At 46.1% G+C, this 14,957-nt stretch carries 11 protein-coding genes; 6 read left to right on the top strand and 5 right to left on the bottom strand.

The genetic code is table 11. The annotated features are described in order from the left end of the window. The first annotated feature begins 597 nt into the window (after positions 1-597). Positions 598-1,530, top strand: a complete 933-nt coding sequence (locus tag ACVBJC_RS01110; protein ID WP_447158924.1) for a LysR family transcriptional regulator — start codon at positions 598-600, stop codon at positions 1,528-1,530. Between the two features lie 341 nt (positions 1,531-1,871). On the opposite strand, the gene acuI is transcribed toward ACVBJC_RS01110, so the two are convergent. Next, positions 1,872-2,852: an acrylyl-CoA reductase (NADPH) gene (gene acuI, locus ACVBJC_RS01105; RefSeq protein ID WP_447158925.1), complete on the bottom strand. Its 981-nt coding sequence runs from the start codon at positions 2,850-2,852 to the stop codon at positions 1,872-1,874. 272 nt (positions 2,853-3,124) lie between these two features. Here acuI and exaC point away from each other — a divergent pair, with 272 nt between their 5' ends. The 4 genes from exaC to ACVBJC_RS01085 all read left to right on the top strand — a co-directional run bounded on the left by exaC (position 3,125) and on the right by ACVBJC_RS01085 (position 7,821). Further along, on the top strand, positions 3,125-4,645 hold the full coding sequence (gene exaC, locus ACVBJC_RS01100; RefSeq protein WP_447158926.1) for an acetaldehyde dehydrogenase ExaC: 1,521 nt from the start codon (positions 3,125-3,127) through the stop codon (positions 4,643-4,645). Between the two features lie 197 nt (positions 4,646-4,842). After that, positions 4,843-6,411 carry a YjjI family glycine radical enzyme gene (locus ACVBJC_RS01095; RefSeq protein WP_447158927.1) on the top strand — a complete coding sequence of 523 codons (1,569 nt, stop codon included), beginning with the start codon at positions 4,843-4,845 and terminating at the stop codon, positions 6,409-6,411. A gap of 59 nt (positions 6,412-6,470) precedes the next feature. Continuing rightward, positions 6,471-7,349 (top strand): YjjW family glycine radical enzyme activase, encoded by an 879-nt coding sequence (locus ACVBJC_RS01090; protein ID WP_447158928.1) that lies wholly within the window; start codon positions 6,471-6,473, stop codon positions 7,347-7,349. A gap of 313 nt (positions 7,350-7,662) precedes the next feature. Further along, positions 7,663-7,821, top strand: a complete 159-nt coding sequence (locus ACVBJC_RS01085) for a hypothetical protein (protein WP_447158929.1) — start codon at positions 7,663-7,665, stop codon at positions 7,819-7,821. A gap of 33 nt (positions 7,822-7,854) precedes the next feature. On the opposite strand, the gene ACVBJC_RS01080 is transcribed toward ACVBJC_RS01085, so the two are convergent. Together ACVBJC_RS01080 and ACVBJC_RS01075 are read right to left on the bottom strand one after the other, a co-directional pair. Continuing rightward, a complete protein-coding gene (locus ACVBJC_RS01080; protein ID WP_447158930.1) occupies positions 7,855-8,460 on the bottom strand; it encodes a hypothetical protein in 606 nt (201 codons plus the stop codon). A 1,929-nt stretch (positions 8,461-10,389) separates the two neighbouring features. Further along, positions 10,390-11,322 carry a LysR family transcriptional regulator gene (locus ACVBJC_RS01075; protein WP_447158931.1) on the bottom strand — a complete coding sequence of 311 codons (933 nt, stop codon included), beginning with the start codon at positions 11,320-11,322 and terminating at the stop codon, positions 10,390-10,392. Between the two features lie 185 nt (positions 11,323-11,507). Between ACVBJC_RS01075 and trmL the strand changes: the two genes are divergently transcribed. Beyond that, complete coding sequence (gene trmL, locus ACVBJC_RS01070; protein ID WP_447158932.1) at positions 11,508-11,969, top strand: tRNA (uridine(34)/cytosine(34)/5-carboxymethylaminomethyluridine(34)-2'-O)-methyltransferase TrmL; 462 nt, start codon at positions 11,508-11,510, stop codon at positions 11,967-11,969. A gap of 164 nt (positions 11,970-12,133) precedes the next feature. Here trmL and ACVBJC_RS01065 read toward each other — a convergent pair whose 3' ends face one another. Together ACVBJC_RS01065 and ACVBJC_RS01060 are read right to left on the bottom strand one after the other, a co-directional pair. After that, entirely contained in the window at positions 12,134-13,594 is a 1,461-nt protein-coding gene (locus tag ACVBJC_RS01065) for a M16 family metallopeptidase (RefSeq protein WP_447158933.1), read from the bottom strand. Next, complete coding sequence (locus ACVBJC_RS01060; protein WP_447158934.1) at positions 13,591-14,922, bottom strand: M16 family metallopeptidase; 1,332 nt, start codon at positions 14,920-14,922, stop codon at positions 13,591-13,593. The genes ACVBJC_RS01065 and ACVBJC_RS01060 overlap by 4 nt, the downstream gene beginning before the upstream one ends. Positions 14,923-14,957 lie beyond the last annotated feature (35 nt).

The raw sequence follows: 14,957 nt of genomic DNA, 5'->3' as shown, positions 1-14,957 counted from the left end.
TTTATTAGACGCAATAATCATAGGGCTGGAACCCGTTCCAAAACGGGAGGTAAACAAGGATTTACTGTATACAATAAAATAACATTTACGAATTTTAACCGAGATCTAATGTTTGAGTTTTTTATTACTTTAGAGGTATTTTGGAATCCATTCCAAATGCAGACCAAGTGCAAAGTCCTTAACAACAAAACCTTAAAAATGCTGAGATAGCGCGAGTTTACTTGCATTATGACGTAAGCCGTATCCCCCTTTAAAAGCAAATTTAATCTGGCAACAACCCCACGATATGTTTAGGTTGTATTTTTGTAACCATGACAGAGAAAACGCACTCATAATCAGCGCAATAATCTCGCCAAGATAGATAACCTTTCGCTTTAAAGGCGATGATTTGATGATTAAACTCATTCAAACTTGATTACAATTTCCGATTACAGTTTTCGATTACAGTTTTCGATTACAGATATGGATTCGAGTGGAATTACGGATCTGATACAGGTACTTATATTAAAAAAGCGCTAAACTCTCGATAACAGTAACGATAAGGGTAACTATCACGCCTTTATGCTGCTTAGTATTAATTGGAAAACCTGACATATTATGGAATTAGAAGAGATCTACCGCCAAGATCTGAGCTTATTGATCGCCCTGCAAATTTTGGTCGAAGAGCGCAGTGTCACTCAAGCAGCCAAACGCTTGCACCTGAGCCAATCGGCGACTAGCCGCATATTATCTCGCCTGCGAGAGATGCTAAACGATCCTTTGTTTTCACGTGTTGGCCAGCAACTCGTGCCCACTTCATTTGCACTCGAGTGTTATCAGCAATTACGCCAACCCACAGGCCAGCTCATCGAGCTGCTAACTCCAAAAGCTTTTGTGCCCGAGGAGTGCCAGCAACAATTTTCTATCGCAGTGACTGATTACGCCATGCAGGCATTAATCCCGTTTATTTTGCCCGGTATTTACCAAAAAGCGCCGCAGATCAGGTTAGAGATCGTGCCTGTGCAGCAAAAAGAATTACAAGCGCAGCTAAGTGTTAAAGGCGCCGATATGGCAATTTGCCGCGCCATTGGTCAAACCGGGAATCTGCAGCACACCTTTCTTGGGAAGGTCGGCGTCAGTTGCTTATTGTCCCCTAACCACCCACTGGCTAATAGCGACATCAGCTTAGAAGATTACCTGCATTATCCCCATGCCACCATTGCGATTAGTGATGGGGTCAAGGCGTTGCTCGATGATGCCATAAGCCAATATCCGCCGCGCACCGAACTACTGCGCACGCCGCATCTAGATACCGCGTTGGCACTGCAATCGGTTAATCCGCTGATTATTACCCTGCCAGAAGGCATGGCTGAAATGGCAGCCCAGCGACATAAACTAACAGTTAAACCGCTGCCCTTTAAGCTGCAAAGCCTAGATTACAATCTGTTTTGGCATTCTCGCTGTGAGCAAGACAAGGCGCAAAAGTGGTTACGCCAAGAGATAGCTAACGCCACACAAACCTTGTTGGAGCAAACGCCACAAAATCTGTAACCGATTAGTATTTTCTAGCTCCTAGGACGCAGTGCTTCGAGGGCGGACATAATAAACAAGGTTCTAGGTTCTAGGCCCTAGAGTGCTGCGCTTCGAGGACGGACTTCGTCCTACTAGGAAAAGCAAACACCAAAACAGTGCCTTTGCCACTTTATGTAGGTCGGCATTTATGCCGTCAAAAAAATAAATCGAATTAGAGATGGATTGAACTGCAGATAGACATCAAAGATATGGGTCGCATGCATGATGGGCTAAAGCCCAACCTACAGAAGAAAGCATGCTTTTCCGGCTTTCCTAGGACCTAGGCTCTTTCTCAGCTTTTCCTAGATCCTAGCACCTGCTTATAGCTGAACTAGCACGCGACCAGTTACCTGGCCTTTAATAATCCGCTGTGCAAATCCTGGCACTTGCTCAAGCGAAATCGTCTCGCAAGCATCTTCAAAGTAGCTAGCTGGTAGCAAGTTAAGTACCGCTTCCCACGCTGCTTGACGCTTGTCAAATGGGCAAGAAACCGAGTCAACACCTAGCAGCCTCACGCCGCGTAGAATAAATGGCATCACGGTAGTCGGTAATGCAAAGCCACCTGCTAAACCGCAAATAGCAGCAGCGCCGCCGTAGTTCATCTGTGCTAATGCTGTTGCCAATACCTTATTACCTACGGTATCCACTACGCCGGCCCAGCGCTGCTTTTCAAGCGGGCGCGAGTCCACTTCAAGCTCGCTGCGATCAATGACTTCACTGGCACCTAACTTAGTTAGCAAGGCACCGTTTTGCTCTACGCGACCGGAGCTTGCCACCACACGATAACCTAACTGCGCTAGCAAGGTCACCGCAACTGAGCCAACGCCACCACTGGCGCCAGTGACTAATACATCGCCATCACTAGGCTGTACACCCGCCTGCTGCAATGCTTGAACACACAACATCGCCGTTAAACCTGCAGTACCAATCTGCATCGCTTTAGCAGCATCGCAATTGCTTGGCATTGGTACTAGCCAGTCGGCTTTAACACGGGCTTTCTCGGCTAAGCCGCCCCAGTGATTCTCGCCTACGCCCCAGCCAGTTAAAATCACCTTGTCACCCGCTTGATAACGCTCGTCACTCGACTCAAGTACCGTACCCGCAAAGTCGATGCCCGGCACCATAGGGAAGTTACGAATGATTTTGCCAACACCTGTAACCGCTAAGCCATCTTTGTAATTGAGTGATGAACATGAAACGTCCACCAACACTTCGCCTTCAGGCAAGTCAGCCTCGGTGATTTGACGAACATTCGCCAAAGTAAGCTTTTCTTCTTGGGTCAAAACAAGTGCGTTAAACATAACAAGTTCCTATTTAAACTGATGAGAGAAGCATAGGCCATAAATAGTTATGAATGAAGTGCATATTTTGCATAGAAACAATGCACCTGATTCATATTTGATAGCGACTAGCACAAATAACCAAAACCAAAGTCTCTAATTATTGTTATATGGAGCAACAATATAGCCAAAAAACCTAGCAATAAGCTACTCGACTTTTTTCCTATACCCTCGCCATTATTTTATCTACTACACTGAGTTATCGCATAAATAATACACAAGGAATCGTTCGTATGATTTATAACAAACCAGGCACCCCCGGCGCCATTATCAATTTCAAACCACAGTACCAAAATTTCATTGGCGGTAGATGGACTAAACCGGTTAATAATCTTTACTTTAACAATACTTCCCCCGTAGATGGCCAGGTATTTTGCCAGGTGCCACGCTCAGGTTCAGTTGATATTGAACTTGCACTCGATGCCGCCCATGAAGCCAAAGACAGTTGGGGCAAAACCTCGGTCACCGAGCGTGCAAACATCTTGCTACGCATTGCCGATCGCATTGAGCAAAATATTGAATACTTAGCCATTGCCGAAACTTGGGATAACGGTAAAGCTGTACGCGAAACGCTAGCGGCCGATCTACCGTTAGTGGTCGACCATTTCCGCTATTTTGCTGGCTGCATTCGCGCCCAAGAAGGCAGCGCCGCCGATATTGATGCTAATACTGTTAGCTACCACTTTCCCGAACCCCTTGGCGTGGTTGGTCAGATTATTCCGTGGAACTTCCCACTACTGATGGCGGCATGGAAAGTTGCCCCCGCGCTCGCTGCTGGCAACTGCGTGGTACTCAAACCTGCTGAGCAAACACCGGTATCAATTCTAGTGCTGCTCGAACTCATTGAAGACTTACTGCCAAAAGGCGTGCTGAATGTGGTCAATGGTTTTGGCGCTGAGGCCGGCCAAGCGCTAGCCACCAGCAAGCGCATTGCAAAACTGGCCTTTACTGGCTCAACCGAAGTAGGTCACCATATTTTAAAGTGCGCCGCTGAATCATTGATTCCATCAACCGTCGAGCTTGGCGGTAAGTCTCCTAACGTTATTTTTGCCGATGTAATGGATCATGAAGATGAATACCTCGATAAAGCCATAGAGGGCATGTTGTTGGCGTTTTTCAATCAAGGTGAAGTCTGTACCTGCCCATCACGCGCATTAATTCACGAGTCTATTTACGACAAGTTTATTGCTAAGGTGATTGAGCGCTGTAAAACCATTAAGCAAAGTAACCCACTCGATACCGACACCCAAGTGGGGGCGCAGGCCTCACAGGAGCAGTTCGATAAGATCTTAAGCTACCTGGACATAGGTAAAGACGAAGGTGCTGAGGTATTGATTGGTGGTGACATATGCAAACTTGAAGGTGAACACGGTCATGGCTTTTATATTACGCCGACAATCTTAAAGGGCACCAATGATATGCGCATCTTCCAAGAGGAGATTTTTGGCCCAGTCATTTCGGTAACTACCTTTAAAGATGAGGCTGAAGCCTTAGCAATTGCCAACGATACCGAATACGGTTTAGGCGCTGGCGTGTGGACTCGCGATATGAATACCGCCCAGCGTATGGGACGCGGCATTCAAGCGGGACGCGTATGGATTAACTGTTACCACGCCTACCCTGCTCACGCCGCCTTTGGCGGTTATAAAAAATCAGGTATTGGCCGTGAAACCCACAAGATGATGTTAGATCACTACCAGAACACTAAGAACCTGTTGATCAGTTACGATGCTAATCCGTTAGGTTTCTTCTAGCTCGCTTTAGCTTTGTTCTCACCTTATGCAGGCTGGCAGTTGCCAGCCTGCCGCGCTCACCGACTCACTTTCAAATAAGTTGAGAACCCTGGCTTCGGATTTCCAAATTGGCAATCACTCTTTAGCCGTTTTTCACTATAAGAATTTAGCGTTAGCATCTTAAAATATATCCATAAAATATTAGTGGATACTGCACCATGACCGTCGCAAACAGAATCGCTCAAATAGCTCGTGACCCTAACCTTTCGCCAAAGCAAAAGTCTAACTTCTTAGCCTTAGAAGCAGAAGCGAGTCTGCCTTATGTTGAGGTGTCAGATGCCGTAGCCGAGGCCAAAGAGCAAGGTGTTATCTGTGATATGTTTGAAGGCAACGCGCCGTTCAAACCAAGATATGTTCTGCCCGATTACGCCAAGTTTTTACAAAATGGTTCTGAGTATTTAGAGCTAAGCCCGGCGCAAGACTTAGATGAAGCCTTAAATGCATTAACTATCATCTATCACCATGTACCATCAGTCACCAATATTCCCGTTTATCTAGGTCAACTCGATGACGTGCTATTACCATTTTGCCAAGGTCTTGATGACGAGACTATTTATCGTAAATTAAAGCTATTTTGGATCATGCTAGACCGCACCTTGCCAGATGCCTTTATGCACGTAAACATCGGCCCGACAGACAATATTGTTTGCCGCACCATTTTACGTGTCGATGCCGAGCTTAAGCAGATAGCGCCGAATCTAACCTTTATGTACGACCCACAAATTACGCCGGACGAGCTACTACAAGTTGCCGCCAGCAATATTTGTGAGTGCAGCAAACCCCATATTGCTAACTACCCAATCCATGCCAACACGTTTGATAACAAAGGCTTCGGCATTGTCAGTTGTTATAACTCGCTGCCATTAGCCGGTGGTGCCAACACCTTAGTAAGACTGAACCTAAAAGAGGTCGCCCTTAAAGCCAATAGCATCAGTGACTTCTTCGATAATATCCTGCCGCAATACTGCCAGCTCACATTCGAGCTGATTGACGCGCGCGCTAAATTTTTGCATGAAGAATCTAACTTCTTTAATAGCTTTTTAGTTAAAGAAACCTTGATTGAAGAATCACGTTTTGCGCCTATGTTTGGGATCTACGGCATGGCCGAGGCTGTTAGCATTCTGCAGGGCACACCTGATTTCAATGAAAACAACATAGACCAATCAAGAGAAGATAAGCCAAGCAGCCATTATGGTCATAGTGCGGCAGCTAACGAGCTTGGGCATAAGATCTCTAAAGCACTCGATGCCATCGTAAAATCAACACCTGTAACTTACGGCTACAACGGCCGAGCGTTATTGCACTCGCAGGGCGGCATTAGCATCGACAAAGACGTGACGCCGGGCGTGCGTATTCCCTATGGCACCGAGCCCAACCCGATTGCGCATATTCAAGCGCTCGCCGAGCATCACCAATATTACACCTCGGGGATTAGTGACATTCTCACCATAGATGAAACGGTTAAAGCCAACCCACAGGCGATGATGCAGCTGTGCAAAGGTGCGCTGAGTTTAGGTTTTCGCGAGTTTACCGCCAACGTGGCCTCAAACGACTTGATCCGCGTCACAGGTTATATGGTTAAGCTGTCTGATATCGCCAGCTTTAAAGCAGAGGGCTCACGCACCAATACCACATGGTTAGGCGCTGAGGCAGCAGAGAATACTAAGATTTTGCAGCGTCAGCCTCGTGTGGTAGCTAATGAGCATGCGCCGGTATACGCCAAATAACGGCCAAGTAAGCTGCTTATAAATTAACAATTAGTTTAATACAGGGTTTAGAGTAAAACATGGGCAGAGTCGCGACGGTTAACCAAATTATTCCCTTCTCTTGCGTCGATGGTCCAGGCAGTCGCCTAGTCATCTTCCTGCAGGGGTGTAATTTTAGCTGCAAAAATTGTCACAACCCGTACACCATAGACATGTGCGACAGTTGCGGCGATTGCGTGGCCACCTGCCCAGCAGATGCGTTAGCTCTGACAACAACAGTTCAAGGTAAATCTAAGATCGTTTGGGACAGTGACAAGTGCACCCAGTGTGATATTTGTTTAACCACCTGCCCTAAGCAATCTAGCCCTAAGACTCGTCAATTCAGCGTAGAGCAAATGCATACGCTCATCCGCAGCCAAGTGCACTTTATCAACGGCATCACCGTCAGCGGCGGTGAAGCCACTTTGCAACTGCCGTTTATCGTCGAGCTGTTTCAAGCGATAAAAGTCAGCGCAGATTTAGCTCACTTAAGCTGCATGATCGACAGTAACGGCTATGTAAGTGAAAACGGCTGGCAGCAAGTTATGCCCTACCTAGATGGCGCGATGATCGATCTAAAGTCCTGGCAAGAGCACACTCATTATTACATCACAGGCCGCGATAATCATCGGGTCTTTAGCAGTTTAAAACGGCTTGCGGCAGAGGGAAAGCTATACGAAATACGCCTACTGTATATTCCGAGAATAAGTGATATTGACAGTGAGGTTAATGCCATAGCAGGCTATCTAAGTCAGTTACCTGCCAATGTAAGAGTTAAGCTTAACGCCTTTCAACATCATGGCGTAACAGGCGAAGCCCTTAATTGGCCAACTTGCAGTGAAGCGCAGATGCTTGAGTTAGCGGCACGGCTAACTGAGCGTGGAGTACGTAATTTAGTTTTACCCAATGTTTATTTGTAGGCTTTGAGCTAAGCCTAACTTTGTAGCTTTATAGCTAAAGCGGTGAACCTGTAAGTTGTTCGTTATTTGCTTCCATGAAGCAGCTTCTAACACTGGTGGTTCCAATTTTTTGAAACTGTTACGCAGTTGAGAGCTAAAGCGAAGAACCTTTAGCTTCTTCATCGCTTGACTCTTCAAACCAACTTATCATATTTGTGGTTCCAATGGCCTGCAGCCGGCGTATGTGCAGAGGTTAAGGGGTTCATTTGCGCGAAACATACTCAGACTTGAAAGCCAAAGCGGTGAACCTTTAGGTTGTTCGTTATTTGCATCCATGAAGCAACTTCCCACACCAGTGGTTCCAATGGCCTGCGGCCAGCGTATGTGCAGACACTTCTTAGGCACGCTACAAGTACTTCCATGTAAGCTCTACGATGGCATCCATGCCATCAAAGGCCTAAGCCGCATCTACACTGGGTTAGAAAAGCATTAAACAAACACTTCGGCGTCTTTAACTAAAAATTAATTACCTTCTAAGGCGTCTTAGTAAACCTTTATAGTCCGTTTGATTCCTTTCAATTTCCTTACTATTTTCAAACCTCAAAATATTGAAATCAGAAGTATCGCCACACCCGTGATATGAGTTAGCCAAACCACGTGCATCATCAAAAACCTTACGAGTTTTTTCAAATTCTTGTAGTACTTTTTTTTGTTCTTTAGATGATAAGAAACTCAAGGAAAAATCCATTAACCTAATAAAACTGTCCTTTTCAGCAAGGTAACACTTCTGTAAATCTGAGTAGTCTTTTTCGGAATTAGCATATACAACATTCTGAATATAACCTTCTAGCAAGCTATCAAATGATTCATATAGAGCCCTCAACTGAGTTTCTAAATTGACTATGGCTTTGAACTTCTCTGCGTGATCAAACTGACTTTTCCATGTATGGAGAGCATATAGTGCAATAAGCATCGTTGATGCAGCTATAACAACACCACCAACGGAGGATAGAGCTTGTATCCAAGCGAGGGTTTCTTCTGTTGGAGCATCATATGAAACTCCTATGACAATCCCAAGCATCACAAAAAGCACAGCCAACAGGCTACCGCTAATAAGGAATATTGTTTTCAAATAGGTTCAACCTTTACTGAATGTAAGTATGGACTAAATGATGAATATTTATTATCAAACAACAGCCTTTCAAAACCTAATTAAAGTTATTGATTAGTAACTCTTAATTGAGTACTCCTAACTCACAGGAAACACCAGTTCCCCATCGAAGTTGCCGAAGTACGTAGATAAAAATGCCGTGGAACCATCATGGATGATGGTTCAGGCTCGGGGGGACATGGATGTCCCATCTGAGCCGTTAGGCGATTTTTATTGGAGTATGAGGCCTGCATCCAATGCATGTAACTTCGTCGGGGCGTCATGGTGGATGCAAGGAGGATAGGACGAGCAGTCCTCCTTGCCCGGGTGTGGGATGGAATACCACGACGTTTATCAAGCGCAGCTTGATTGCTTAAGGGTCAGGCGCAGCCTGATAAGTGGCAAGGCCACGACTTTAGTTGTTAGACGAAATCTAACTATAGAGTTCAGACGTAGTCTGATAAATAAAGTCGTTAGACGAAGTCTAACCATCAACCAAAATTCAAAGCAAAAAAAAGCATCCCGCTGGGATGCTTTTTTGTTTTACTGCCTAACATGAATGCTGATTTGTTAGGCTTATCAAAGTTACCCGTGGGTAACTCAATGGGTATCCGATAGTATTCGCAAGACTCGGATTGAAAAGTAGTTCGGTCGAAGCTTCTAATAACAATGCCTCAGCTCTGTCGAATCCGGCTCAGCCAGCGGAGCTAGCTAATGTCGAACTCCCAGTCGATTGAGTCCTCGTTATATCAATGAACTCTCCGACCTAAACCGCTGAGTTCAAATTAGCAATAAAACGTGACGCGTGTCAAACTTTTATTCATATAAGTTTAAATACTGTTCAACTGCGGTTTTTAAATAGTTAACTCTATTGATTGGTTCTAGAACAACCAACAGAAGAATAATTCACCACAAAGGATACAGATACCTGGTCATTGTGGCCTCAGAGTTTTTACACTGAAGCTAACTGTTCTAATGATGTGACCAATTACCTCATAGATCACTTTCAGCATCGTATGCAGCTAATTGCCTACAGCAAGTGTATATGCAGAGGGTAAGGGGTTCATTTGCGTGAAACTAACGCAGACTTTAAATCTAAAGCATGCGAACCTTTGGCCTCATAGCCATTTGAAGGTATGAAGCCAATTCCGACATCTGTGGTTCCAATGGCCTGCAGCCAGCGTATGTGCAGAAGTTAAGGGTTTCCTTTGCGGGAAACTTGCTCAAGCTTTAAATCTACAGCGTTAAACCTTTAGACTCTTCATCACTTGAATCTTCAAACCAACTTCTGGCATTTGCGGTTCCAATAGCTTGCAGCACGGGCATGTGCAGACACTGCTGAAACACGCTCTGCGCCATCCCTGGCCGCTCTGCGGTTTCATCCCTGAAACCGAAGGCTTCAGCCGTATCTGCACGAGGTTAGAAAGGCATAATCATTTCACTACTGAGCCATTAATATGAAAACACAGAATTAAAACCCGCTCACTTTGTGTCAGAAAACATCCATCCCCCATCGAAGTTGCCGAAGTTATTGAAGAACTCTTGTAAATAGAAAGTCGTGTGAGCGAGGCAGGATGCCGAGATCGCCTTAGGTGAGCCATGGACGGCGAATATGAGGCTATAGCGATTTTCGAAAATAACTGAGGCCCGTATCAAATGCATGTAACTTCGTAGGGGCGTCATGGTGGATGCAAGGGCGAAGTCCATAACTATGGACTCTCTGAGCGAGAACCACGGACGGCGAACTGGCTTTTGAACAAGGATGTTCTTGATAAGGACGAGCAGTCCTCCTTGCCCGAGTGTGGGATGGCATCCCACGACTTTTATCAAACGAAGTTTGATTGATGTAGTTGTTAGACGAAGTCTAACTCAAAGCTCAGGCATCGCCTGATGCCAAAAATCAGAATTAACTTACTCGAATTCCACCTGAGTAAAAGCAACCAACTGTTGGTACAACCACCTAAGTGCAGGATCATTCATACTCTGCTTATGCCACACCAAACTATACGCCACTTCACCATAATCAAGTGGCATCGCCTTGGTCACCAAACCTTTTGCTTGCAACGCTATTTCAGCCCAGCGCCTCGAGCAGGTAAACAGCAACTCACTGTGATGACACAGTAACGCTGCACTACCAAAATCTGAAACCGAAATCGGTACCGCACGATAGCGTGCTTGCTGCGCTAACTGCATCTCAAAAAATGGGGTATTTAAATCAGTATCGCTAATACCAATATGGCTATAACTTAAGTAATCATCGATAGTGATCTGCGTTTGAGTCGCCAGCGGATGCTCAGGATTCATCAGGCATACCATCTCGTCATTGATCAAGGTTTCCCATACCAGTTCATGCTGGGAGATCGGCGGCTGACTTCTATCGTGAGGCAACACGATAAAGTCTAAACTGCCTTTAACTAAACCATCAAAACCCACGCTGTCTTTGGCAAAAATATCTAAACGAATATTGGGCGCCTGCGTCAGCACATGGGCGGTTAACTTGGCGGCTAATAATTCAAAGGTGCTTTCACGCATCGCCAGTGAAAATCGGCCTTTATATTCAGCAGGATTAAAGGCTTCTTGGGTCATCAGCTGATTCATATCATTGATGATTTGATGCACGCTAGGCCCCAGCCTTCTCGCTAATGGCGTGGCCACCAGCTTATTGCCGTGACGGTAAAACAGCTCGTCATCTAAACTCTGCCTGAGCTGGCTTAAGGTCTTACTCACCGATGACGGGCTTAGACATAAACGCTCAGCACTGGCGGTCACGCTCAAGGTGTCGAGCATCACATGCAGGGTGATCAAGTGCTTCATGCTGATCCGAGAAAGTTTAGCGAGATCCATATGTCTGCCTAAATAAACCGTGTATTCGTAAAGCGGAATATAGACCTAAAACAGCGGTTGGCATATTGCTAAACCACATAATCACGACCTATCTCACGCAACATGTTGCCATCACCGCTGCGAGATTTTCCGCATCGAGGTTTTTGCCGTATAATCTCGGCTCACCAATTTTTAGGCAGGCCAGCATGTTTCATATCGCGCTTTACGAACCCGAAATCGCCCCAAATACCGGTAATATTATCCGCTTAATCGCCAATAACGGCTGCCAGCTGCACCTGATTGAGCCATTAGGCTTCGATCTAGAAGATAAAAAACTGCGCCGTGCGGGTTTAGATTATGCTGATTTGGCTAATGTGACTCACCATAAAAACTTCGAGGCGTTCCTTGAGGCTATGGATGGTAAGCGCATTATGGCGTGTACCACTAAGGGCAGTCGTCCACACTCTGAGCTGACCTTTAAGCAAGATGACGTGTTGTTATTTGGCCCTGAAAGCCGCGGTCTACCCGCTGATATTATCGACTCGATCCCTACCGAGCAGCGCCTGCGCATTCCTATGATGTCGACCAGCCGTAGCTTGAACCTGTCGAATGCCGTAGCCATTATCAGCTATGAAGCTTGGCGTCAGTTAGATTACGCAGGTATGTAACCAGACTCGTATTCGAGCATAAATGTTGCAGACAACTGTTCCTGACACAAGCCCAAAAGCTATCCGTCCATGGGCTTTTGCCATAACTGTTCCAGACAGCAAAAAGCCGCGATTACCGCGGCTTTTTGCTGTGTTCCGTTATGTATTTACGCCCTTAAGGAAGCTTAGCCACCAAAGCCCACTTGAGTCATGTCTACTTGCTTTACCTTGCCATACTCTTTGGCAATCGGCGCTATCTTGGCTGCATTGCCGATGATGACAAACTGTAGATTCTTCTTCGGGAAGTAAGTGTCGATTAAGCGCTTTGATTCTTCTAGCGTTAATCCATCCACCTTGGCCTGAAACTCATTGATAAAGGTATCATCAAAACCATACAGGTACATATCCGTCATTAGCCCGGCAAGTTGAGCACTGGTCTCATACTTAGGCGGAAACTGACCTTTAACATAAGCTTTGGCAGAGTCTAAGGTCGCTTGATCTAGCCCTTGCTCCCATAACCTTGCATAGGTTTTTAAGGCTAAGTCGATGGTTTCTTTGGTGGTCGCCGTTTTGGTAAAGGTGCTGATCCTAAATGTGCCTGACGCCGAGTAAGGGATAAAACCAGAACGTGCGCCATAAGTCAGGCCCGCATTGACCCTTAGCTCGTCATTAAGCCATGAGGTAAAGCGGCCACCCAAGATGGTATTGATCACGGTAAGCCCAACAAAGTCAGGATTATCACGACGAATACCCATACCACCAATTAAGAAGGTCGTTTCAATCGCATCAGGCTTATCCACCAGTAGTACTGCGCTTGCATCAAACTTAGGTAAACCCTTGGTAAGATTGATTAAGGTGACAGGCTCAGCGTCTTGCCAATTGGCAAACAGCTTCTCTAGCTTGGCTTGCATCTGTGCAGGCTCAAAATCACCGACGACACTAATGGCCGTATTCGACGGTTGATAGTAACTCTTATGAAAAGCACGCAACTGCGGGATCGTTAGCTCGGCCAACGAATCACTGTTACCTGATGTAGCATTGCCGTAGGGATGCTCACCAAAAACAAGTTTATCGAAGTAGCGACTGATCACTGCACGCGGGCTCTCTTTCGATTGCGATAAGCCAGCAATTTCTCGCTGACGTAACTTATCAAACTCTGTGGTATCAAAGTCTGGCACAAGCAACATATCTTTAATTAGCGGCAGCATCTTATCTGCATCTTTTGCCATAAAGTTAGCACTGATATAGCTGCCCTCTTTACCTGCGCCGCTGCTTAAACTGGCACCTAAAAAATCAACCTCCTGTTCTATCTCCAGCTTACTTTTACCGCCTGCACCTAACATTAAACCTGCGGCGGTCATTTCGGCCACACCAGAGGTGGTGTCGTTAACCGCACCCGCACGGACGATGGCATCGATAGTGATAAGCGGCACTTCACGCTGCGGCATCATATACACGGTTAAGCCATTAGACAGAGTAACGTGTTGATATGCAGGTACGCTAAAGCTCCCCGTGTCGACTGTCTTTGCCGGATCCGTGGCAACACAGCCAGTTAGCGCGAGCTCCCCCGCAACAGCCACCACTGTGAGTAGTTTTTTAGATTGCAGTAAGGCCGAGGCACTTAAGCTTAAATTACACTTTTTCATTGGTCAGCCTCCTCGGTTGCAGCCAATACGGCAACAGTGCGGTTTGCACGTTTAAGATAAGTTTGCGCGACACGTTGAATATCTTCTGGTGTCACCTTGTTATAAGCCTCTGGCGCATTAAATAGCTTATCAAAACTACCAAAGAACAGCTCGTAGGTCCCTATGGTGTTGGCCTTGCCGTTAATCGTTTCCATGGCGCGATAAAAGCCCATTAGCTTGATGTTTTTTACTTTCTCAAGCTCTTCTGCCGTAACACCATCACGGGCTACACGATTGATCTCGCTGATCATCGCATCTTCTAACTCTGGAGCCGTCACCCCAGGGTTAGCCACCCCCATCACGTAAAACAGGTTCGGGTCGAATGACATCGGCATATAAGTATCAACTTCTATGGCAACTTGCTTATCGACTAAGCCTTGATACATGCGTGAACTGTTGCCTGTGGTCAAGATAGACGACAGTAGATCCAGTGCGTAATAGTCAGCATTTGAGGTCGCAGGAATATGGTAGCCTAGCATCACATTTGGGGTGCTCACTGATGCTTTTTGCACAAATACACGGCGCTCACCTTTTTGCAGAGGCTCGACAGTTTTCACCGCTCTTGGTGGCGCTTGCGCTGGAATTGGCGCAAAGTATTTATCGGCTAACTTTTTAACCTCGCTAAGCTTCACGTCACCCGCAATCACCACCACTGCGTTATTCGGTGCGTAATAGGTTTTGTGGTATTGAGTCAGGTCTTCTAACGTCCAAGCGGCAATATCGGATTCGTGACCGATAACCGACCAGCTATAAGGGTGTGCCCTAAACGCTGCGCCTTTAAGCTCTTCTTGCAACACCCGCCAGTTAGAGTTTTCAAGCCCAGTTAAACGCTCTGAAGCGACAACTCCACGCTCACTTTCCACCATCTGCTCGTTGATATCGAGATTTTCGATACGGTCGGCTTCTAGATCAAAAATAGTCTCTAGCGCATTAGCGGGGAACCAGTCGGTGTATACGGTGAGATTCTCTGTGGTGTAAGCGTTATTTGCGCCACCCGCGGCTTCCATGGTGCGGTCAAACATCTTAGGGCCATATTTTTTAGAGCCATTAAACATCATGTGTTCGAAGAAGTGTGAGATCCCTGTGATCCCCGGCACTTCATTACGTGAGCCGACTTTCCAAAATAGGTACATGTTGGCATTGGGTATCGAGCTATCTTCCAATACCATAATCTTCATGCCGTTACCCAAAGTAAAACTCTGAATATCTTTGGCCTCTGTGGCTTGAGCCATCGGCATTGCCATTAGCAATCCTAGGCTCAAAAACAATGCCTTTGTATAGCGCTTCATTATCCGCTCCTTGTTTGAGCACCTTTGCCATACTT

This window comes from Shewanella sp. 0m-6 (assembly GCF_052977325.1).
This window is presented reverse-complemented; position numbering and strand designations above follow the sequence as displayed.

What these genes read in the sequence shown, in the direction of transcription:
- ACVBJC_RS01110 (WP_447158924.1), top strand. Translation starts at nt 598, where the DNA reads ATGGAATTAGAAGAGATCTACCGCCAAGATCTGAGCTTATTGATCGCC.
- acuI (WP_447158925.1), bottom strand. Translation starts at nt 2,852, where the DNA reads ATGTTTAACGCACTTGTTTTGACCCAAGAAGAAAAGCTTACTTTGGCG.
- exaC (WP_447158926.1), top strand. Translation starts at nt 3,125, where the DNA reads ATGATTTATAACAAACCAGGCACCCCCGGCGCCATTATCAATTTCAAA.
- ACVBJC_RS01095 (WP_447158927.1), top strand. Translation starts at nt 4,843, where the DNA reads ATGACCGTCGCAAACAGAATCGCTCAAATAGCTCGTGACCCTAACCTT.
- ACVBJC_RS01090 (WP_447158928.1), top strand. Translation starts at nt 6,471, where the DNA reads ATGGGCAGAGTCGCGACGGTTAACCAAATTATTCCCTTCTCTTGCGTC.
- ACVBJC_RS01085 (WP_447158929.1), top strand. Translation starts at nt 7,663, where the DNA reads ATGAAGCAACTTCCCACACCAGTGGTTCCAATGGCCTGCGGCCAGCGT.
- ACVBJC_RS01075 (WP_447158931.1), bottom strand. Translation starts at nt 11,322, where the DNA reads ATGGATCTCGCTAAACTTTCTCGGATCAGCATGAAGCACTTGATCACC.
- trmL (WP_447158932.1), top strand. Translation starts at nt 11,508, where the DNA reads ATGTTTCATATCGCGCTTTACGAACCCGAAATCGCCCCAAATACCGGT.
- ACVBJC_RS01065 (WP_447158933.1), bottom strand. Translation starts at nt 13,594, where the DNA reads ATGAAAAAGTGTAATTTAAGCTTAAGTGCCTCGGCCTTACTGCAATCT.
- ACVBJC_RS01060 (WP_447158934.1), bottom strand. Translation starts at nt 14,922, where the DNA reads ATGAAGCGCTATACAAAGGCATTGTTTTTGAGCCTAGGATTGCTAATG.